The 20833-nt window shown below is 30.7% G+C and carries 25 protein-coding genes and 1 pseudogene; 23 read left to right on the forward strand and 3 right to left on the reverse strand.

From position 1 onward, the window contains the following. Positions 1–7 precede the first annotated feature (7 nt). Genes KDK92_RS11975 through KDK92_RS11995 form a run of 5 tightly spaced genes read left to right on the forward strand, consistent with a single transcriptional unit; the run spans position 8 to position 5014 of the window. Entirely contained in the window at positions 8–997 is a 990-nt protein-coding gene (locus tag KDK92_RS11975) for a vWA domain-containing protein (RefSeq protein ID WP_250859476.1), read from the forward strand. Beyond that, positions 994–1836, forward strand: a complete 843-nt coding sequence (locus KDK92_RS11980; RefSeq protein ID WP_250859477.1) for a tetratricopeptide repeat protein — start codon at positions 994–996, stop codon at positions 1834–1836. The genes KDK92_RS11975 and KDK92_RS11980 overlap by 4 nt, the downstream gene beginning before the upstream one ends. Next, a complete protein-coding gene (locus tag KDK92_RS11985; protein ID WP_250859478.1) occupies positions 1826–3487 on the forward strand; it encodes a BatD family protein in 1662 nt (553 codons plus the stop codon). Before KDK92_RS11980 ends, KDK92_RS11985 begins: the two co-directional genes overlap by 11 nt. Positions 3488–3525: 38 nt before the next feature. Next, complete coding sequence (locus tag KDK92_RS11990; RefSeq protein WP_250859479.1) at positions 3526–3732, forward strand: hypothetical protein; 207 nt, start codon at positions 3526–3528, stop codon at positions 3730–3732. A gap of 58 nt (positions 3733–3790) precedes the next feature. Next, positions 3791–5014: a clostripain-related cysteine peptidase gene (locus KDK92_RS11995; protein WP_250859480.1), complete on the forward strand. Its 1224-nt coding sequence runs from the start codon at positions 3791–3793 to the stop codon at positions 5012–5014. A gap of 59 nt (positions 5015–5073) precedes the next feature. Here the strand turns inward: KDK92_RS11995 and KDK92_RS12000 are convergent, their stop codons facing one another. Both KDK92_RS12000 and KDK92_RS12005 read right to left on the reverse strand, forming a co-directional pair. Continuing rightward, positions 5074–6000, reverse strand: a complete 927-nt coding sequence (locus KDK92_RS12000) for a cytochrome D1 domain-containing protein (protein WP_250859481.1) — start codon at positions 5998–6000, stop codon at positions 5074–5076. Between the two features lie 575 nt (positions 6001–6575). After that, positions 6576–7115, reverse strand: a pseudogene (locus KDK92_RS12005) (class I SAM-dependent methyltransferase); the annotation flags it as partial. A gap of 740 nt (positions 7116–7855) precedes the next feature. Between KDK92_RS12005 and KDK92_RS12010 the strand changes: the two are divergent. The 8 genes from KDK92_RS12010 to KDK92_RS12045 all read left to right on the forward strand — a co-directional run bounded on the left by KDK92_RS12010 (position 7856) and on the right by KDK92_RS12045 (position 10935). Continuing rightward, entirely contained in the window at positions 7856–7999 is a 144-nt protein-coding gene (locus KDK92_RS12010) for a hypothetical protein (protein WP_250859483.1), read from the forward strand. Between the two features lie 16 nt (positions 8000–8015). Continuing rightward, on the forward strand, positions 8016–8156 hold the full coding sequence (locus KDK92_RS12015; RefSeq protein ID WP_250859484.1) for a hypothetical protein: 141 nt from the start codon (positions 8016–8018) through the stop codon (positions 8154–8156). Between the two features lie 16 nt (positions 8157–8172). Beyond that, a complete protein-coding gene (locus tag KDK92_RS12020; protein ID WP_250859484.1) occupies positions 8173–8313 on the forward strand; it encodes a hypothetical protein in 141 nt (46 codons plus the stop codon). A gap of 17 nt (positions 8314–8330) precedes the next feature. Then, positions 8331–8480 (forward strand): hypothetical protein, encoded by a 150-nt coding sequence (locus tag KDK92_RS12025; protein WP_250859485.1) that lies wholly within the window; start codon positions 8331–8333, stop codon positions 8478–8480. A 91-nt stretch (positions 8481–8571) separates the two neighbouring features. Next, positions 8572–8712, forward strand: a complete 141-nt coding sequence (locus KDK92_RS12030) for a hypothetical protein (protein WP_250859484.1) — start codon at positions 8572–8574, stop codon at positions 8710–8712. 16 nt (positions 8713–8728) lie between these two features. Next, complete coding sequence (locus KDK92_RS12035; RefSeq protein ID WP_250859484.1) at positions 8729–8869, forward strand: hypothetical protein; 141 nt, start codon at positions 8729–8731, stop codon at positions 8867–8869. A 16-nt stretch (positions 8870–8885) separates the two neighbouring features. Further along, positions 8886–9035 (forward strand): hypothetical protein, encoded by a 150-nt coding sequence (locus tag KDK92_RS12040; protein WP_250859486.1) that lies wholly within the window; start codon positions 8886–8888, stop codon positions 9033–9035. 517 nt (positions 9036–9552) lie between these two features. Next, a complete protein-coding gene (locus KDK92_RS12045; protein ID WP_250859487.1) occupies positions 9553–10935 on the forward strand; it encodes a coiled-coil domain-containing protein in 1383 nt (460 codons plus the stop codon). Positions 10936–11054: 119 nt separating this feature from the next. Here KDK92_RS12045 and KDK92_RS12050 read toward each other — a convergent pair whose 3' ends face one another. Continuing rightward, on the reverse strand, positions 11055–11474 hold the full coding sequence (locus KDK92_RS12050; protein ID WP_250859488.1) for a hypothetical protein: 420 nt from the start codon (positions 11472–11474) through the stop codon (positions 11055–11057). Positions 11475–11754: 280 nt separating this feature from the next. On the opposite strand from KDK92_RS12050, the gene pyrB reads away from it, so the two are divergent. From pyrB to clpP, 10 genes are all read left to right on the forward strand, one after another. Beyond that, positions 11755–12678 (forward strand): aspartate carbamoyltransferase, encoded by a 924-nt coding sequence (gene pyrB / locus KDK92_RS12055; protein WP_250859489.1) that lies wholly within the window; start codon positions 11755–11757, stop codon positions 12676–12678. Then, positions 12678–13103: an aspartate carbamoyltransferase regulatory subunit gene (locus KDK92_RS12060; RefSeq protein ID WP_250859490.1), complete on the forward strand. Its 426-nt coding sequence runs from the start codon at positions 12678–12680 to the stop codon at positions 13101–13103. The genes pyrB and KDK92_RS12060 overlap by 1 nt, the downstream gene beginning before the upstream one ends. Then, complete coding sequence (locus KDK92_RS12065; protein ID WP_250859491.1) at positions 13103–14302, forward strand: dihydroorotase; 1200 nt, start codon at positions 13103–13105, stop codon at positions 14300–14302. The genes KDK92_RS12060 and KDK92_RS12065 overlap by 1 nt, the downstream gene beginning before the upstream one ends. After that, positions 14289–15152, forward strand: coding sequence for an orotidine-5'-phosphate decarboxylase (pyrF, locus tag KDK92_RS12070; protein WP_250859492.1), 864 nt, complete (start codon positions 14289–14291; stop codon positions 15150–15152). The genes KDK92_RS12065 and pyrF overlap by 14 nt, the downstream gene beginning before the upstream one ends. Next, on the forward strand, positions 15145–15891 hold the full coding sequence (locus KDK92_RS12075) for a dihydroorotate dehydrogenase electron transfer subunit (protein ID WP_250859493.1): 747 nt from the start codon (positions 15145–15147) through the stop codon (positions 15889–15891). The genes pyrF and KDK92_RS12075 overlap by 8 nt, the downstream gene beginning before the upstream one ends. Further along, the gene (locus KDK92_RS12080) at positions 15884–16792 is read left to right on the forward strand and encodes a dihydroorotate dehydrogenase (RefSeq protein ID WP_250859494.1); all 909 of its coding nucleotides are present in this window, start codon (positions 15884–15886) and stop codon (positions 16790–16792) included. Before KDK92_RS12075 ends, KDK92_RS12080 begins: the two co-directional genes overlap by 8 nt. A gap of 18 nt (positions 16793–16810) precedes the next feature. Next, positions 16811–17383 carry an orotate phosphoribosyltransferase gene (pyrE, locus tag KDK92_RS12085; RefSeq protein WP_250859495.1) on the forward strand — a complete coding sequence of 191 codons (573 nt, stop codon included), beginning with the start codon at positions 16811–16813 and terminating at the stop codon, positions 17381–17383. 319 nt (positions 17384–17702) lie between these two features. Beyond that, the gene (locus tag KDK92_RS12090) at positions 17703–18602 is read left to right on the forward strand and encodes a hypothetical protein (RefSeq protein ID WP_250859496.1); all 900 of its coding nucleotides are present in this window, start codon (positions 17703–17705) and stop codon (positions 18600–18602) included. Between the two features lie 195 nt (positions 18603–18797). Continuing rightward, a complete protein-coding gene (gene tig, locus KDK92_RS12095) occupies positions 18798–20090 on the forward strand; it encodes a trigger factor (protein ID WP_250859497.1) in 1293 nt (430 codons plus the stop codon). Positions 20091–20241: 151 nt separating this feature from the next. Continuing rightward, positions 20242–20826, forward strand: coding sequence for an ATP-dependent Clp endopeptidase proteolytic subunit ClpP (clpP, locus tag KDK92_RS12100; protein ID WP_250859498.1), 585 nt, complete (start codon positions 20242–20244; stop codon positions 20824–20826). Positions 20827–20833 lie beyond the last annotated feature (7 nt).

The following is a 20833-nucleotide window of genomic DNA, read 5'->3' on the forward strand; positions in this document are numbered from 1 at the left end:
GAGAACAATGAATAACTTAGATTTTAAATATCCTTTAAATATATTTTATCTTGTTATCCCGGTGCTGGTATTATGCATATTGATACTGGGAAGCAGGAAAAAAGAAAAAATAATGAAGATGATAAAGCTTCAAGATGAGAGCAGGTTCAAACTGCTTAGAAACATACTTATAGTTTTGGGAATAGGAATCATGGTTCTCTCACTTATGGGACCTCAGACTTTTAAAGGAGTCAGCGAAGTTGAAGGCAGAGGACTTGATATATACGTGCTCATTGATACTTCAAAGAGCATGCTGGTTGAAGATATTAAGCCCAGCAGAATAAGCAGAGCTGTGAATATAACAGAAAAGATATTGGACAACCTTCATGGAGATAGAATAGGATTTATCCCTTTTTCTTCATCTGCATATGTTCAGATGCCGCTTACAGATGATTATAGCATGGCGAAGATGTTTTTAAATGTTGTGGATACTGATATGATAAGCGGTGGGGGAAGTAATATTGGAAACGCAGTGAAGCTTGCACAAAAATCATTTAATGAAACTTCAGCAGGAAACAAAGTAATAATAATCTTAAGTGATGGAGAAGATCATAACTCCAAGAGTGTAGAAGTAGTTAACAGTTTAAAAGATGAAAAACTGAAGGTTTTCACCGTAGGGATAGGAACTGAAAAAGGAGGGCTTATACCGGTTTATGATCCGCAGAGCGGGAAGAAAACTGGCTATAAGAAAGATAGAAATGGAGAAGCTATAGTATCAAAACTTGATTCAGCAAGTCTTAGAAACATAGCATCAGAGGGGAATGGAACTTATTATGGATCAACAGTTAAAGGGGATGAAATAGATTCTCTTTTAAAAGAAATAACCAAGCTGGAACGCAGCACATTTAAATCAAGAAAGATAAATGACTACAGGCAGATATATCAATACTTCTTAGGACTCGGGTTGCTGTTATTTATTTTTGCTTATATTCTTCCAGAGAGGAGGAACGTAAAATGAAGAGGATGGTATTAATATCAGGTGTGTTGTCATTAATAATGCTTGTTGTATTAGTTGTTAGAATAGATGAACTTAGAAGCGGATTAGGAAAATCAGTATATGATAAGGCACAGTATGCTTACAATAAAGGAGATTATGGTAATGCTGTTAGGCTATACAAGCAATCGACTGATTCAATTAACAAATTTATAAGGATAGGTAATGCATATTTCAATAGAGAACAATATGAGAAGGCACTTGAGTCATACAAAGTTGGAATATTAAAGTTTCCAAAGAACGTTGATTTAAAATACAACTATGAGGTTACTGAAAAGAAAATAAAAGAAGAAAAAGAAAAACAGGAAAAAGAGAAACAGGAAAAAGAGAAACAAGATAAACAGAATAAAGATAAGCAGAACCAGCAGAAAGATCAGAAACAAGAAAAAGACCAGAATCAACAAAAAAATAAAAACCAGCAGCAACAAGAAAATAATAACCAGCAGCAACAGCAGAACCAGAAGGAAGAGGAAAATAATAATCAGGAAAATCAAAAACAGGAAAATAAAGAACAGCAGAATCAAAATCAGAAGAGCGAAGAGAATAAAGAGCAGCAGGAAAACCAGCAGAATAATGGTGAGCAGAAGGAAGAAAAAGAGCAGCATGAAAATCAGAACCAGCAGAATAAGAAGGAGCAGCTGAATAATCAAAATGGTGAGAAAGGTAAAGACAATGAAGACAAACAGCAGGATAAGCAGCAGTTGATGCAGGTTCTTAAGATGCTGGAGAAGAAGGAAGAGGACAGCCTGAAAAATAATTTCAAAGTTAGAGATAACAGCAAGGAGGATGAACATGACTGGTAAAAAGAATAAATTAATGGTTTCTTTAACTGCCTTGTTTTTTATCTGTGTAATTATCTTTAAGCAAACGGTGGTTTTTGCAGAGGGTAATAAGGTTAGACTTGATATAGATAACCTGAATCTTAGAAGAGGGGTAAGCACACAGCTTGTTCTCTCGATAATAGATGAAGAAAGCATAGAAAATGTTGATATATCCGGATTAGATAACTTTGAGGTTCTATCAACAGGACAGTCAAAATCAACCGAAATCATAAATGGGAAATCTAAGTTTCAAAGGGATATAATATTCACAATAATGCCTAAGAAAACAGGTGAATTCAAACTGAAAGGAACCGTAAACTGCAGCGGCGTAATCTACGAGACAAATGAGCTTACCATAAAGGTTCAAGAGAGAAACACAGAGGAAGAAGGTAATGCAGAGGATATTTTTATAAAAACAAGCATATCTCATGATGAGATTTATTTTGGAGAAAAGATGGCGGTAAGTTATGAGCTGTATACACGTTACAATATTGAAAATTACCGCTTCCTTGAAAGGGTTAATATTGATGAGGCTATAACAAATCATATTCCAGAGGACAAACTCTGTGTGGATTTTACGTATCTTAATGGAAGAAAGTATGCAAAATATGAAGTTGAAAAGATGTTTATATCTCCAGTAAAAACAGGAACAGTTACAATACCTCATTACAAATTTCAGGTTGATGTATCTACAGGAGATTTCGTCAGCTCTGGAAAGCCGGTTTATCTTCAAACCCAGGGGAAGGAGATAAAGGTAAAACCACTCCCCGATAAGAATCAGCCGCCTGAGTTTTCAGGTATAGTAGGTGACTTGAATATAAGTTCAGAATACAGTGAAAATGAAATAAACTATGGAGATTCTGTGACTCTTAAAGTAATGATATCAGGAAGCTGTAATCTGGATAATCTGAAGAAAATAATTAAAGGCAAACTAGATGGATTTGCTGTTTATGAAACTGAAAAGAGCTTTGAAGAGGATATAGTTGATAACAAGTACATGGCAAAAAAAGAGTTCGAGGTAATACTAGTACCGGAGAAAATAGGAAAACTTAGTATAGAACCTATGCAAATATCTTACTTTGATACAGAGTCAAAAACATATAAGAAAGCAGAAATTAAAGGAACAACTATAGAAGTTAAAGGCAAAATGACTGAGGTTCAAAACAGCAGTCAAAGCAGTTCAGAAGCAGTAGAAAAAGTTGTAATAAGTCAGGTGAACTATGAAACATCATATGATACATCAAATGACGAATACTTTACCATAAACATAAAAAAGAAACACCTATGGGCTGCATTAGCAGCATTTATTCTTACTGTAGCAGCTGCAGCAGGGGTAATTCATTTTCTAAGACAGAAGAAAAAAGATAGAAAGCTTGAGGAGATTTATAGAAGGTTAAAGAAGGCTGAAGATGAGAAAGAAATATATAATGTTTTTAATGAAATGATAAAGCATAAATTCGAAATAAGCCTAAAAGCAAGCTCTAAAGATGTAGTAATCCAAAGCATAGCGGATGAAGAACTTGCAGGTTTGGTGATTGAAGTAATAGAGTTTATAGAAAGCAAGGAGGAAGTTGATGGTAATGTCTTAAAAGATAAAATAAAGAAAATTTATAGAGTATGTGCTGGTATGTAAATTTTAAATATGGCGGGGTGTGACCCCTGCCGTTTTTTATGAAAAAAACTAAAAGTTATATCAATAACGAAGTTTATTTTGAACTATCTTTAACAATGGATTTAGGAGATTTGATTGAAGTAGATGATTTTGTGAGATTGATTAGCAAGATATTGGAGGGATTAGATTATTTTAAGTTAATGCAAGCATACTCAAGTAAAGGGCGTCCTCCAACTGTTACTCCGAAAATTATGTTTAATATTTGAACATATATTAAAAAAGATTCATATTATGTTTTATAACATGATTACCAAGGAGAACCTTATGATAAAATCCATTAAAGAATGGACTATACTAATCTATGCTGATGGCAACAATGAGCTAGTACCTGAAATGATTCAATCAAAATTAGATGTAGAAAAATTTGGTCCTAAGCATAATTTAAATGTAGTAATGCAAATTGGTCTAGCGAGTATGGAGTTGGTTAAGATATTAACTCCCTTAAAACCATTACCCAAACATACTGAAATATCCTCTGGTGTAAAGCGATATTATGTTCTAAACTCAAAATCAATACTAATTGAAGATTTAGGAAATATTAATATGGCAGGTCCTCATAATTTATATGATTTTATAAAATGGGGAATAGAAAACTATCCAGCAAAACATTATTTATTAGCTCTTTCAGGACACGGTTTTTCTTTTGTTGGTGCTATACCAGATTTAAGTCAGAACACACCATATTTAATGAATTTAGTAGATATGTGTAAAGCTGTAAATATGAGTCAAAAAGATACAGGAGTAAAAATTGATATTTTACTCTTAGATATGTGCCATATGAATAAGATTGAAGTGATTTATGAGTTGGGAAAGGATAAAGAAAATTCAGTTAAAAATGTGATAACTTACATAGAGAACGGTCCTCTAAGAGGAATTCCTTATGATAAAATCCTTTCATCCTTAGAAAAAAGTATTCCTGTAAATGATATTGGTTATTTGATAAAAGATATATTAAATAATATAAACTTAAATTTAGTAGCAATAGATATTAACTACGAAAGCTTAGAACAAATTAAACGTACAGTAAATAACTTAGCTTATTTTTATTTAATTAATGAAAGATTTAATAATAAGCCTCCTAGTGAATTAATTTATTCAATTAACTGTAAAGACCCCTTTTATAACTATGTATTAGAATTACAGAATGCCTTGAAGCAAATAATTATTTATTATAAAAGTGATTATTTTATAAAAAATAATATAATTAATATAACAACTACTGATTTATCAAAATCATTTGACAGTGTAGAGGTTATACCGATTTATAATAAATTGGGTTTTGCTAAAAACAACCTTTGGTCTAATGTAATAACAAATAAAGCCATTAATGATCCTTTAAAGCCTAATATTGATATACTTTTTAAACCAATGTTTATGTCTTCTAAAATACTCATACCTTGGATATGGTCTATGAACTCATACTTAAGTAAGGATGAAATACTATTAGTATCATATAAACTGCTGAAGTATATGAATAGATTATCATAATATATTTATAAATAAATCAACCTCTCCTGCTTAATAGGAGAGGTTTTAATAAGTAACAATTACCATAAATTTAAACCACGAAAATAAGTAGTTATATATCGTCTAATAATTGCTATAGAATATGGGTCTACTCCAACTGGAATAGTATTTATAACTGTATTACTAGCAGTGTCAATTACTGAAACATTATTAGTGATAAAATTAGTTACATAAAGCCGCCTTCCATCTGGACTTATAGTTAATCCTGTTGGATTTGATGGTGCCCCAATATTAATTGTAGCAATTACCGTATTATTTGTTGTATTTATAACAGATACATTATTAGAACCATAATTAGTAACATAAGCTCGAGTTCCATCGTAACTAATTGCAATTCCATAAGGCTGAATGCCAACTGCAATATTGGCAAAAATAGTATTAGTTTGTAAATCTACTACTGTAACATTTCCTGACCAGAAATTGGTTACATAAGCATATCTTCCATTTGGAGTTATTGCTATGCCAAAGGGATATTGGCCGCTTGGTACATTCCCCACAACTGTATTGGTTGATGTATTTATTATATCTAGACGATGCCGTCCGTTAATAGCAACATATGCACGAGTTCCATCTGGAGTAATATCAATTCCTACGGGATGAAATCCTACTGGTACAGTAGTAATAACAATATTACTTGATGTATCAATAACTGATACATTATCAACTGAATAATTTGTGGCATATAAACGTGTTTCATCTGGCTTAATTGCAAGATTTCCAGTACTTAGGCCTGTTGTAATAGTGGTTGTTACAGTATTACTTAATGTATCTATAACTCCAACATTATTGAAACCATGTGCATAGGCGATACGTCCATCTTTAGTTGCTAAAATATCTGTTACAGCTCCTGAAATATTAATATTATCGATTATTGTATTATTTGATAAATCTATAACAGAAATGTTGCTATTTCTTTCACCAACGTATGCATATTCTGTGTATGACATAGGACTCCCTCCTTTTACTCTAATATTATATGTGTAGAAAGTATCTATGTGAAAGAATACAATATATAGTAAGTAGGGGATATAGTTATTGAACTATAAGATAAGAAAAAAGACAGATTTTTGCTGTGAGATATTAAATAAAGTAGATTAGTGAAAAGTACTCTGTTTCATCGTATATAGGGAATACATTTAGACGAATATAGTAATGACAATTAGAATTTTTATGTAAATTAGGATAACCGCCGAATTTGAAGCTCCAATAGGAATTGCTTTAGAAGAATTAGTATCAGAAAATACTCTTGTCAAATTAAATCTAAATAAATACATAACAGGGACAAACTATGTATCAAAGTTGCCCCTGTATTTTTAAAATCATTTATAACAAAATCATAATTAAGTTCTTAAGCTAAATCATATAAAAGTATACAAGTAGTGCTTGTGTACTTTTTGGTACAACTTTTGCCTATGAGAGTTTTATTTCATGATTATTCCAGAAGATAGATTCAAATTCCTAAGTTAATTAAGCTGAGGGAATTTGAATCTTTTTGAATTTACGGATATATTTTAGATAAGCTCTATTTCTTATGTCCATTAATATAATAATATTTACAATCTGATTTTTTAGATTTTAAATAACAATAATCAATATGACGTATTCTTTCTATATCAAAATTATTAAAAAGGTTTAAAATATCTTCACGATTAGCAAAAAAATGTGGTACATCTTTTTCAGGTCCATCTTCTTTAATTAATACTGTGTTTTCATCTATTTTAGGATACCCAGCTTTGACAAACTTCCAACTTTCTTTAGAACACATTGATGTATATACTTCTCCACCTGGCTTTAGTACTCGTTCTATTTCACCTACAAGCTTTTTTATACCCGTTGTATCAGTGTGGGAAATAGCATGATAAGCAAATATACAGTCAATAGAATTATCGGCATACGGTAAAGAAAACATAATATCTCCAAGATTAATATCAATATCTAAATTCTCTTTTGCAGACAATTCTTTCAAATAATTCACTGCATAATCAGATATATCTATAGCTGATACGTCAAAACCTTGTTGTGCAAAAAATATAGAATGTCGTCCTAATCCAGCACCCAAATCTAAAACCTTTTTAAAGCCTAACTCGGATCATTTGTTAGCAATATAATAACAATCATCAGTTGGTTTTAACCAAGGCGACTGATTTGCTTTTTCCCATTCCCATATTTTTGAATCTACCATTTAAATATCCCCCATTCAAAAATTAATAAAAATAATTAATGTTTTATACCAAGTTGATATTAAAATTAGATAACATATTATTCATATCGTAACATCATTAGTAATCTATTAATTGTTTCTGCTGCTTTGGTGTGCTTCTTAGGCAGTACATGAGTTTGGTAATATACTAGATGACTTTAGAAAGGTCAAAAATACTGACTCATAATTACCTAAAAATAGATTAATATAAAAAAAATGATAAAATAATTAAAAAAAGACTTTACAGATATAAAAAACTAGTGTAATATAAGTAGCGTAGTAAGAAAAGATAAAAAATATAAAAAATATAAAAAATATAAAAAATTCTGAAAAGGAGGCCATGAAAAATGAATACTACAATAGTTAAGAATTTAGAACATAATAAATTGAATATGGTCTGCTATCAGGAGCTTATAATTAGATAAATTTAATTTGTAAAAAATTATTTTAAGCCAATGAGCCGCAGACTAAGTTCTGCGGTTTTATTATATATTAGTGTCTTTATGCATTTTTTAGATGCTTAGATATTGAAGCCGTAGGGGTAACCACGGCTTTTTATTATGCAAAATTTTAGAAATAGTTAATTGAAAGGGGTGAGTGATATGTTAAAAAAAAGTAGAATAGGAAAAGAACAAAGATTGTCAAGTTTATTGGAATACAGACTAGAGTACAAGGAAGAACAAAATAGACTTGATAAAGAGGCTAAGAGAGAAATTGAAAATAACCTATTATTTATAGGAATGTAATAAGGGAGATGAGAGTATGAAGAGAAATATGTTTTTAGGAAAAAATCAATTACTAGGATTATTAGAGTATAAATTAGAGTACAGAGAAGAAATAAAAAGAATTGATAAAGAGGCTAAGAGAGAAATTGAGAATAACCTATTATTTATAGGAATGTAATAAGGGAGATGAGAGTATGAAGAGAAATATGTTTTTAGGAAAAAATCAATTACTAGGATTATTAGAGTATAAATTAGAGTACAGAGAAGAAATAAAAAGAATTGATAAAGAGGCTAAGAGAGAAATTGAGAATAACCTATTATTTATAGGAATGTAATAAGGGAGATGAGGAATATGAAGAGAAATAAGTTTTTAGAAAAAAATGATTTAGCATCATTACTAGAGTATAAATTAGAGTACAAAGAAGAAATAAGAAGAATTGAGAAAGAAGAAAAGAGAAGAATTCAAAACATTGTACTAAATTACAATACTATGTTTATCTAATTTGAATAAATAAAAAGAACTGATAAAGAGGCTAAGAGAGAAATTGAAAATAACCTATTATTTATAGGAATGTAATAAGGGAGATGAGAGTATGAAGAGAAATATGTTTTTAGGAAAAAATCAATTACTAGGATTATTAGAGTATAAATTAGAGTACAGAGAAGAAATAAAAAGAATTGATAAAGAGGCTAAGAGAGAAATTGAGAATAACCTATTATTTATAGGAATGTAATAAGGGAGATGAGAGTATGAAGAGAAATATGTTTTTAGGAAAAAATCAATTACTAGGATTATTAGAGTATAAATTAGAGTACAGAGAAGAAATAAAAAGAATTGATAAAGAAGCAAAGAGAGAAATTGAGAATAACCTATTATTTATAGGAATGTAATAAGGGAGATGAGAATATGAAGAGAAAAATGTTTTTAGAAAGAAATACTTTAGCATCATTATTAGAGTATAAATTAGAGTACAAAGAAGAAATAAAAAGAATTGAGAAAGAAGAAAAGAGAAGAATTCAAAACATTGTACTAAATTACAATACTATGTTTATCTAATTTGAATAAAGTGAAAGAATAATTTAAAAGGAGAGTGTTTAAAGTGTTAATGTGTATTTGTAAAGGAAATAGTGATTTTAAGGTTAAAGGTTCGAATGAATATGGATAGCTATGTAAGAGAGCGGAATTAAAATCAGATAATAAATTATTAAGTTGATAAACATGAGATTGAATGTAATAGGCTATATTTATAATAGTAAGTAAAGAGGTGTAAATTTATGTTTAAAAAAGATATATTAATAGAAAAAAATGATTCTTTAGGATTGTGTGGAATCAAAATTAGATCTCAAGAAACACAAGAATTAGTAAACAAAAAGATCAATAGAAAACTTGTTAGTGCACAGTTAATATAAAATAAACCGCAGTTCAAATGAACTGCGGTTTTATTATAATTTAAGAACTCTATATTTTCACAATGTAACTTAAATGTAACTATATGTAAATGGCGACTGTATATAATTAAATGAGATTGTTGTTTATTTGTAGTATAAAAATTATTAGAAAGGTTAGGTTTTATATGAATAAGATTAGAAAATTTATTGTTATATGCAGCGTTTTTCTAGTTGTAAGCTTAAGTCTATCAAGCTGTAAATCTGAAGGGAATAATGAGATAAATGAATTAAAGAATACGCTATCTCAAACCCAGAGTCAGCTTCAGGATAAAGAAGAAGATTTAGAAGAAACAAAAATTAAATTGAATGAACTGAAGAAAGAAATGGAAAAGTTAAAGATAGAAAATGAAAAATTATTAAGTGATGATAGTATAAAAGAGAAGAATATTGATGAAGCAACTTATGAGTATTATAAACAGTATTTTAAACATTATTCAGAGCAGGAGATTAATATTAAAAATAAACTAAGAAACCAAGCAGGGGTTATAGCAGCCTTAAAAGAGGGGATGAATACTGAGGATATTGATTTTATGCCATTATATGATGTCGATGCAAATTCAATGATAAAGTATGTTTCATCATATTGTATTATGAGTAAAAATTTAGAGTTAGAGGAAAAACTACAAGAACTAGCTTATAATTTGTCCCTGTATGTTTTTGATGGGTTACCTATAAATGTTGAATCAATTAAAAATGAAGGAAATAAAAAAATTGCATATATTAACCTGAAAGAAAAGTATGAAAGAAAAGGAGCGTATTATCCAAGCCCATCTTGGGCAAATAATCGTTTTCAAGGATCATCTGGAGGGGCAGCAACTATAACAAAACTGGTATCTGCATTTTTGCAACCTGATTATGATGGAGAATGGATAGATGGGGTTAAATTCTTGTATGAAGGTAAAGATATACAGTTTCAGCATGTTCAAGGGTTAGAGGAGACAATATATAGAGAAATTGAGGGCAAAAAAGATGTAAGTATACTGGAATATTTTCCAATTGAAAAAATTAATAGAAAATATACTGGCGGCTTTGAAAATGGAGGGTATACTGAGGTTATAAAAGAAAAATTTGAAAATAAATTACTTGTTGAACACAGTGATACTGCAGTAAAAAGTGCAAGTGTTTATGAAATTGGAGAGGATTATGTTAAGAGAATATATTCTTCAGGTGAAGGTTATGATGAAAATAAAAACTATTTTAATGAAAAGTCTAATTTAAATTATACAGTATTAAAAGGGCCTCTTAAGATAGGAAGTTCATGGAAAAATAACAACTCAGTATCAATTATCACAGGAATAGATCAAGGGATGTATACGAAAATAGGATATGTTAATGCTCTAGAGATAACCACTATATTTAAAGGTGGAGTAGTTAGAGATTATTATGTAAAGGGAATAGGGTTTGTAAAAGAAGAGTATGATAGAGCTGAAAATGATATGTATATATTAAGAGCTTCTGAATTAAAGGAATATGAATTATTGGAAAAAGATGATGATGCTAATAAATAGTGATGGGAAATATTTTGAGGAAGACAGAATTTATATAAAGTATTTTAGTACACAACATATATAATGGTTTATTATAGGGCTTATACAAACCACCCGTTTTACGGGTGGTTCTGATTAATTTAACACAAATGTCTCAATCTACCATACTCTTCATCAACAGTCTGTCTAAGATAATTTATCATATCTATGATAATCTTTGAGTCGAAATTATTATTGAATGGTATTGTGCATCTTATATTTATTTTTCCTTCGTTCTCAAAGAATGTTGAAAGTGGATATTGAGTGTTTAATCTATTTATGTAATCATATATAGCAGTCTTATCTTTACCTTCGCCCACAGTCAGTAAGTTAAGAAGATATATCTCTACTTGAAGATCATCATCTGTAATCATAACAAGAATATTTGCTCTTGCACCACAGTTAAATTCTTGAATTTCAGGCACCTTAAAGACCTTATATCCTTTTAATGATTCTGATATATTCATAGGTATATTATTCTCAACCACATAAGCGTGGAATTTTCTAGTGTTTTCTAACATAATTCTCCTCCTTGCAATATACATATTGTCAGAGATAATTATCTCATATAAATTGAAGATTGTAAAAAGTTATTTGAATGTGCTTGACTTTATTTCATTTTTGTAGTAAATTTTATTAAAGACCTTTAATCTGATGCGAGACATCAGTAAGGAAGAATAGCACATAACGGATGTTTTAGTTCGACTTTAGTGCGCTTTCCTTAAGGAAAGCGCTTTTTATTTTGTGCGAAACTTCCCACCTTTAATTAAAGTACAGAGAGACTTAGAAGGAGGAGTAAAAATGATAGGAAAAAGTGTTATTGAACCAATGGATTTAACAGTAGAGGAGATTTATGAGATTCTGGATTTAGGACAGAAAATTATAGAGGATCCTGAAAAGTATTCACAATCTTGTAGAGGTAAGATATTAGCAACGTTATTTTATGAGCCAAGTACAAGGACAAGACTATCCTTCGAGGCAGCTATGCTGAGATTAGGAGGAAGTATTGTTGGATTTTCACAGGCAGCTTCAAGCTCTGCTGCAAAGGGAGAGAGTGTTGCTGATACAATTAAAACAATTGCATGTTATGCAGATATTGCAGCTATGAGGCATCCGAAAGAGGGAGCGCCAAAGGTTGCGGCGATGAATTCATCCATTCCAGTTATTAATGCAGGAGATGGGGGACATCAGCATCCAACGCAAACATTAACAGATCTATTAACAATCAAATCATTAAAAAACAGATTAACAAATCTTAAAATCGGTATATGTGGTGATCTTAAGTTCGGAAGAACAGTTCACTCTCTTATAAAAGCTATGTCTAGATATGAAGGGATAGAATTCTATTTAATAGCTCCTGATGAATTAAAAATTCCAAATTATATTAAAGAAGAAGTATTAGAAAAAAATAATATTAAATATAAAGAAGTTAAGAAAATTGATGAGGTTATAGAAGAACTAGATATTCTCTATATGACAAGAGTTCAAAGAGAAAGATTCTTCAATGAGGATGATTATGTGAGACTTAAGGATAGATATATACTCACTGAAGAGAAACTCCAGAATGCAAAAGAGGATATGATAATTATGCATCCACTTCCAAGAGTAAACGAGATACATGTTTCCGTTGATAATAACAAGAGAGCAAAATACTTTGACCAGGTTAAGTACGGTATGTATGCGAGAATGGCATTGATTCTTAAGTTATTAGGGAGGGATAAATAATGTTAACAATAAATAGTATTAATAAAGGAATAGTAATAGATCACATTAAACCTGGATTAGGAGAAAAAATATTTTCACATCTGAAATTAAATAAATCCAAAACACCAGTTGCTCTTATAATGAACGTAGCTAGTAATGCAGTTGGTAGAAAAGATATTATTAAGATAGATGAGCATATAGACCTTGATTATGAGTTTTTGGGATTCCTTGATCCTAATATAACTATAAATATCATAGAGGATGGAGCTATAACAGATAAAATAGCACTTGAATTACCAAATAAAATTGAGAACATCATAAAATGTAATAATCCAAGATGCATCACAAGTATAGAAACTAATATCACAAATAAGTTTTATCTTGCAAGCGGTAAGAAAGGCACATATAGATGTGCATACTGTGATGGAGAATACAGTTCATTATAATGAAAAATAAGAGTATGGAACTTAAAAATTATTGGATTGTGGATTGTGATAGAACATTATTTGGTGATGTAAAAATAGTTGATGGAAAAATAGCTAATATAATAGAAAGAAAAGCACAAGGAACTATGGGGGAAGGAGTTTTAATGCCCTCCTTCATAGATCTTCATGCACACTTTAGAGAACCGGGATACACACATAAAGAAGATATTAAGAGTGGAAGCGAAGCTGCTGCAAAAGGTGGGTATACTCATGTAACATTGATGGCCAATACAAACCCAGTATGCGATAATATGACAGTTCTTAATGCAATAAACGAGAGAAATAAAGAAGTTGGAATAATAGATATAAATCAATGTGTTTCTGGAACCACCGGTCTATTGGGGGATGATTATTCTCACCTTGAAGGATTAGAAGATGGGAAGGTAAAGTGCATATCAGATGATGGAAAAGGCGTTATGAGCCACAGCGTTATGAGAGATATCCTTGATATATGTACTAAAAAGGGATGGACATTCATGTCTCACGCTGAGGATTCATCTGCAGATAATATGAGAGATGCAGAGAATAACATGACCGAAAGAGATGTTCAAATAGCTGAAGAGATAGATGGTAGGATTCATATGTGCCATGTGAGTACAAGAGAAGCTATAGATATTATTAGACGAGGGAAGAAAAATGGTGTTAAAGTAACCTGTGAGGTTACTCCGCATCACATAATGAATCCTGATGGGATAAGTGATTACAGAGTTAATCCTCCAATCCGAGAAAATGAAGACATACTAGAAATTATAAAGGGAATAAATGATGGTACTGTTGATGCTATAGCTACGGATCATGCGCCTCATACTTTAGAAGATAAGAAAAATGGAGCGCCAGGTATATCAGGGATAGAATTATCATTCCCAATATGTTACTCAGAACTTGTGAAAAGTAGAAAGATAACAATTAATAAGCTAAGTGAACTAATGTCATATAATCCAGCAAAGATACTTAACCTTAAAAAGGGGAAGATCAAAGAAGGATATGATGGTGATATGGTAATAGTAAATTTAAAGGAAACTCAATTAGTAAAAGAGGAAAACTTGCTATCTAGGGGGAAGAATACTCCTCTTATAGGAAGAGAATTCTATGGAGTAGTGGAAGCTACAATTAAAAATGGTGAGTTCATATACAGGAGGGAAAGTAATGATAATAGATAGATTACATGAAGAGGTTTTGAACAAGGGAAATGTATGTGTAGGGTTAGATACACATTATGACTATATTCCAGAAGGGTTCAAGAAGAGATTCAATTCTCCTGCAGAATGTATACTTAATTATAATCTTTCATTAATAGATGCTCTTAAAGATAAGTGTGCAATATTCAAGGTGCAAATTTCTTATTATGAGGCATTAGGGTTAGAGGGGTTAAAAGTATACGCTGAAACATTGAAATATATAAGAAAAAATGGAATGTTAGCTATAAGTGATATTAAAAGAGGGGATATTGCAAAAACAGCAGGGCAATATGCAAAAGCTCACTTTGAGGGAGACTTCGAAAGTGATTTTATCACTGTAAATCCTTACATGGGAATGGATAGTATAGAACCTTATGAAGAATATATAAAAAGAGGAGATAAAGGTATATTCCCTCTTATAAGAACATCTAATAAAGGCGCTAGAGACATCCAATTTGAAAAATTGGAAAATGGAAAAACTGTATTTGAACATACTGGAGATCAGATATATAATCTAGCTAATAAATATATAGGTAATTGTGGATATAGCTCTATCGGAGGAGTAGTAGGGTGTACTCATGAAGATGAGAGTGAAGAGATAAGAAATAGATATAAGAATATGTTCTTCCTTATTCCAGGATATGGAGCACAAGGTGGAGCAGCTACAGTGGTAAACAAATTACTTAATAGAGGAAATGGTGGAGTTGTTAATTCTTCTAGAGGAATTTTGATGGCATATAAGAAGTACGAAAATGGTGAACTAAATCCAATAGAGTGTGCTGTAAAAGAAGTTGAGGACATGAGAAAGGTAATTGGTGTGATTCATGAATAATTACAAAAGCGCTCTAATAAAAGAGAATAGAAATGTTGTTGATAACATATATTCAATGAAACTTGAAGGGGATTTTAAGGGGAAAAGTGGACAGTTTTATATGATAAAACCACAGAAGGGTAATACAATGTTACCAAGACCTATAAGTATACACAGCATAGATGAAGATGGAATATCATTTCTATACATGGCGAAGGGAAAGGGAACAAAAGAGTTCTCTAAGCTTTCAGCAGGAGATACTATTGAAATGTTCGGTCCATTAGGGAATGGATTTGATGTGGATGAGATTGAAAAGATAGAAGGGAAAATTGCTGTTGTAACAGGTGGAATAGGGATAGCCCCTGCTAATCAACTTATTAAAGAGTTAAAAGAGAAGAAAATAGATTTATTTTGTGGATTTAAGGCTGTGGATTATTCTGTGGAAATTGTGGAAAAAAATGTAAATTCAAAAAAGATATCCACAGAAACAGGAGAAATGGGAGAAAAAGGTTATATAACTGATCACTTACCTGTTGAAAACTATGATTTAGTTATTACATGTGGACCAGGGATTATGATGAAAAAGGTTATTTCAGAGTGTAGAAAAAACAATGTAAAGTCATTGGTACTTATGGAAAATTACATGGCATGTGGTGTGGGAGCATGTTTAGCCTGTGTTTGTGAAACGACATGGGGAAGAAAAAGAGTTTGTCAAGAAGGACCTGTATTTTCTGGAGAGGAGTTGATTTGGCATGAATAAAGTAGATCTATCTTGTAGAATTGCTGGTATTGAGATGAAAAACCCTATAATCACATCCTCTGGAACATTTGGGTTCGGAAAAGATTATTCACAGTTTTATGATGTGGATAGATTAGGTGCAATAACATCTAAAGGATTAACTATAAATGAAAAGCTAGGTAATGAAGGAAGAAGAGTATATGAGGTTGAAGGTGGATTAATAAATAGTATAGGACTTCAGAATCCAGGAATAGATACATTCATGGAAAAATATGAAGAATACTGTGGTGGAATAAATACAAATATAATCGCCAACTTAGGCGGGAATACATTAGAACAATATATTGAAGGGGCAGTGAGATTAAGTGAAAGTGAAGTAGATATGATAGAACTTAATATATCATGCCCTAATGTTAAAGAAGGTGGAATGGCCTTCGGAATAAAAAGTGCAGATGCGTTCAAAGTCGTGAAAGAAGTTAAATCAGTATGTAAGAAACCGATGATTGTGAAATTATCTCCTAATGCAGAGGATATTGTGGATATGGCGTTAACTTGTGAAAAAGCTGGTGCTGATGCAATATCATTAGTAAATACATTTAAAGCAATGGGAATTGATATATATAATAGGAAGCCAATTTTTAAAAATGTATATGCAGGACTATCCGGAGTTGCAATAAAACCAATAGCATTGAGGATGGTCCATGAGGTATGCAAAAATGTAAACATACCTACAATTGGCATGGGCGGAATATGTACATGGGAAGATGCAATAGAGTTCATAATGGCTGGTGCAGAGGCTATATCAGTGGGAAGTGCCAGTTTTTATAACCCATGTGCTCCAATAGATATATTAGAAGGAATAGAAAAATTCATGATTGAACAAAATATTAAAAATTTAGATGAGATAAGAGGAATTATATAAATAAATGGAGGGTTAAATATGAGTAGAGTATTTGAAATAATGAGAGAGTGCGGAGCGCTATTAAAAGGACATTTTTTATTATCATCAGGAAGACATAGTGGAGAGTACTGCCAATGTGCAAAATTATTTGTGAATACAGAGATGGGTGCAGAGGTTATGGCTGTTGTTGCTGAAAAGGTTAAGGCGAGTGACTTACATGTAGACAAAATAGTAGGGCCTGCTATGGGCGGAATATTACCTGCATATGAACTTTCTAGACAATTAGGAAAACCAAACGTGTTTACTGAGAGAGTTGATGGTAAAATGGCATTAAGAAGAGGATTTGCAATTGAAAAAGGTGAGAAGGTATTAATAGTAGAAGATGTTGTTACAACAGGTAAATCATCATTAGAGACAGCTGAAGTAATTAAAGAATTAGGTGGAGAAGTAGTTGGAATAGCATGTGTAATTGACAGAAAGAGCAGTAAGTTATCAATGCCAATTTTCTCTGCAGAAGAGATATATATTGAAAGTTATGAAGCTGAAAATTGTCCAATATGTAAAGAAGGTAAAATAGAGATTAATAAACCAGGAAGTAGAAAAATAAAATAATAATTAGACTCATGAAAAAAATAAACAAATGGAGAGGTATACTTTTTAATAAAGGTATATCTCTTTTAGTTATGCTAAAATATGTAAAATAAACCAAAAGTGATTAAAAAAATAATGTATGGCTATAATTATGAATAAAGCGAAGAAATGTTCTGATAGTGTAATATTATAGTGGTGTTTAGTGAAAAAAAAGGAAAAAAGGGTTATAAATCAAACTAATTATGAGTTATAATAAATAATGGAGTTATGTTTAATAGATATAATAATATGAAGCGAGAATACTATAGGAACTTACAAAAGAATTAAAAGGAGGAATTGGGTGGCTAAGCCAAGTATATTTAGTGAAAACTATGGTGGTAGCATGAAAAAGAAAAGAAGAAAAAGAATAATCATCTTCTTTGTGATTTTGATTGTTATAGGTAGTGCTTTATTTTTATCATTAAATGATAAAAATATGGCTAATATTAGATCAGGTATTAAGAATTTTGCCATATTTAAAGAGAAAGGCGCTGATAAGTCAGCACAGAAAAATGAGAGTAATATAAATGAGAGTAATATAAAGGAAGAGATTATTCAAAAGAATGATGAGCAAGAAGTTAAATCAGAAGAAAAGCTAGAAGATGATAAAAAGAAAACTGATGTTAAAGAAAAGGAATCAATTAAAAAGAGTGACAATAAAGAAGAATATAATGAGTTAAAATCAGAATATATTGGATTAGGAAGAGAAATGATGATAACTCTTAATTATAAAATGGTAAATGAAAAAAAAGAATTTATTTCCATTGATAAAGATGAAGGAATTGAAACAGATATTTTAGGGAATATTGCTGTGGTTAACATAAAGAATTCACAGAATACATATTTAATTAAGGATGATTTTGTATCAGTAGATATAACAAAACCAAATTATATATCTTCTAAGAAAAAGAAGTTCGATAAAGAGTATGTAATAGATAGATATGAAGATTATGTATGGAGTAAGTCACCAAAATTTATTGATGAAAATACAATAGTGTATGTAAGTGGTCTTCCTTGGATAAATGCAAAGAAAAATTTATATATATGGACATATAAAATTAATGAAGGAAAGCATACTTTTATAAGTAATAATAAGTTAAGTGGAAAAGAAATAATAATTGGTGAAAGAGATAATAATTTAATTAAAATACAAATACATGGAAATGAATACAAAGTGGATAACAATGGAAAAATTAAGTAATAATAAAAATTAAGTTAATGGTAAGTTAAATTTTTAAAAATATTCATCTTAAGGTATTGTTTAAAGGGGCAGTATATGTAATAATATTGTAATGCAGTATTCATTATGATATAATGTTTTAGGTTAGAATTATGTTGAGGCTAGACAACAAAGCTGATACATGTAGGAGATAGAAATTTTAGGAGGAATGAAATAATGAACGTTAAAGTTGAAAAGTTAGAAAATAACGTTGTTAAATTAGAGATTTCGGTTGATTCAGCGAAATTTAATGAAGGAATTAAGAAAGCATATAAGAAGAATGTTAAGCAGTTCAATATACCTGGATTCAGAAAAGGAAAGGCACCAATGAACATTATCAAGCAGTTCTATGGAGAAAGTGTTTTCTTTGATGATGCTATAAATTTCTGTTGTGATGAAAGTTATCCAGCAGCTGTTGAAGAAGCAGGAATCACTCCAGTTGATTATCCGAAAATTGATGTTGTTGAAATTGGAGAAGGTAAAGATTTCATCTATACTGCTGAGGTTATAGTAACTCCAGAAGTTAAATTAGGTGAATACAAAGGAATTGAAGCTGAAAAGAAATCTTATGAAGTAACAGAAGAAGAAATTGAAGGAAACTTAAAAGCTAAAGCAGAGCAAAATGCTAGAGTTATTGAGAAGAATGATAGTGAAGTTGCAGACGGAGATATCGTAACAATCGATTTCAAAGGATTTATTGATGGAGTTGAATTTGAAGGTGGAACTGCTGAAGATCACGAATTAACAATCGGATCTAAATCTTTCATTGATACTTTCGAAGATCAATTAATCGGAACTAAAGTTGGAGAAGAGAAAGAAGTTAATGTTACTTTCCCTGAAAATTACGGAAGAGATGATTTAAACAATAAGCCAGTTAAATTTGAAGTTAAGATCAAAGGTATCAAAGGTAAAGAGTTACCTGAAATTGATGATGAATTCATCAAAGATGTTTCAGAATTTGATACAGTTGAAGAATATAAGAATGACCTAAGAGCAAAACTAGAAGAATCTAACGTTGCAAAAGCTGAAAGAGAATTCGAAGAAGCTTTACTTGAAAAAGTAATTGAGAACGCAGAAATTGATATTCCACAAGTAATGATCGAAAGAGAAATTGACCAAATGGTTAAAGATCTTGAGATGAGATTACAATATCAAGGTTTAGACTTACAAACTTACTATATGTACACTAACAACACAGCAGAAAAAGTAAGAGAAATGATGAAAGAAAATGCTGAGAAGAAAGTTATGTCAAACTTAGTATTAAGTGAAATTGCTAAAGTTGAAAACATAGAAGTTAGCGAAGAAGAATCAAAAGAAAAAGCTTTAGAGATTGCTAAACAATATGGTGGTGAAAAAGCAGAAGAAACTGCTGAATTAATCATCAAAACTCAAGGTGCAATGTTAAACGAAGAAATAAAATCTGAAAAAGTTGTTAAATTAATAGTTGATAATAGTAAAGATGTTGCATAATATATAACAAGCAAAATTGCCAGAGATAATCTGGCAATTTTCAAACAAAAATCTTTAGAATATTCAGAAAATATAAAAATTAATATTTCTGATTAGTCTTTTAATTGTTAGGAAAGAATTAAAGTATAACCTATTTAAAGGAGGGAATTATATGGCTTATGTACCAATGGTTGTTGAGCAATCTAACAGAGGAGAAAGATCTTACGATATATATTCAAGATTACTTAAAGATAGAATAGTTTTCTTAGGTGGAGAAGTTAATGATGTAACAGCAAATTTAGTAGTAGCACAATTACTTTTCTTAGAAGCAGATGATCCTGATAAAGATATTTATCTTTACATAAATAGTCCAGGTGGTTCTATTTCAGCTGGAATGGCTATTTATGATACAATGCAATATATTAAGCCAGATGTATCTACAATCTGTGTAGGTTTAGCAGCATCAATGGGAGCCTTCTTATTAACAGCAGGCGAAAAAGGAAAAAGATTTGCCTTACCTAATAGTGAAATAATGATACATCAGCCATTAGGAGGATTCCAAGGGCAAGCTACAGACATAGATATTCATGCAAAAAGAATATTAAGAACAAAAGAGAAGTTAAATCAAATACTTAGTGAAAGAACAGGGCAACCTTTATCAAAGGTAGAAATAGATGTTGAAAGAGATTATTTCATGTCTGGTGATGAAGCAAAAGAATACGGATTAGTAGATGAAGTAATTACTAAAAAGAAATAACCTGTGA

This window comes from Oceanirhabdus seepicola, assembly GCF_023684385.1.
GTDB classification, from domain to species: Bacteria; Bacillota; Clostridia; order Clostridiales; family Clostridiaceae; genus Oceanirhabdus; species Oceanirhabdus seepicola.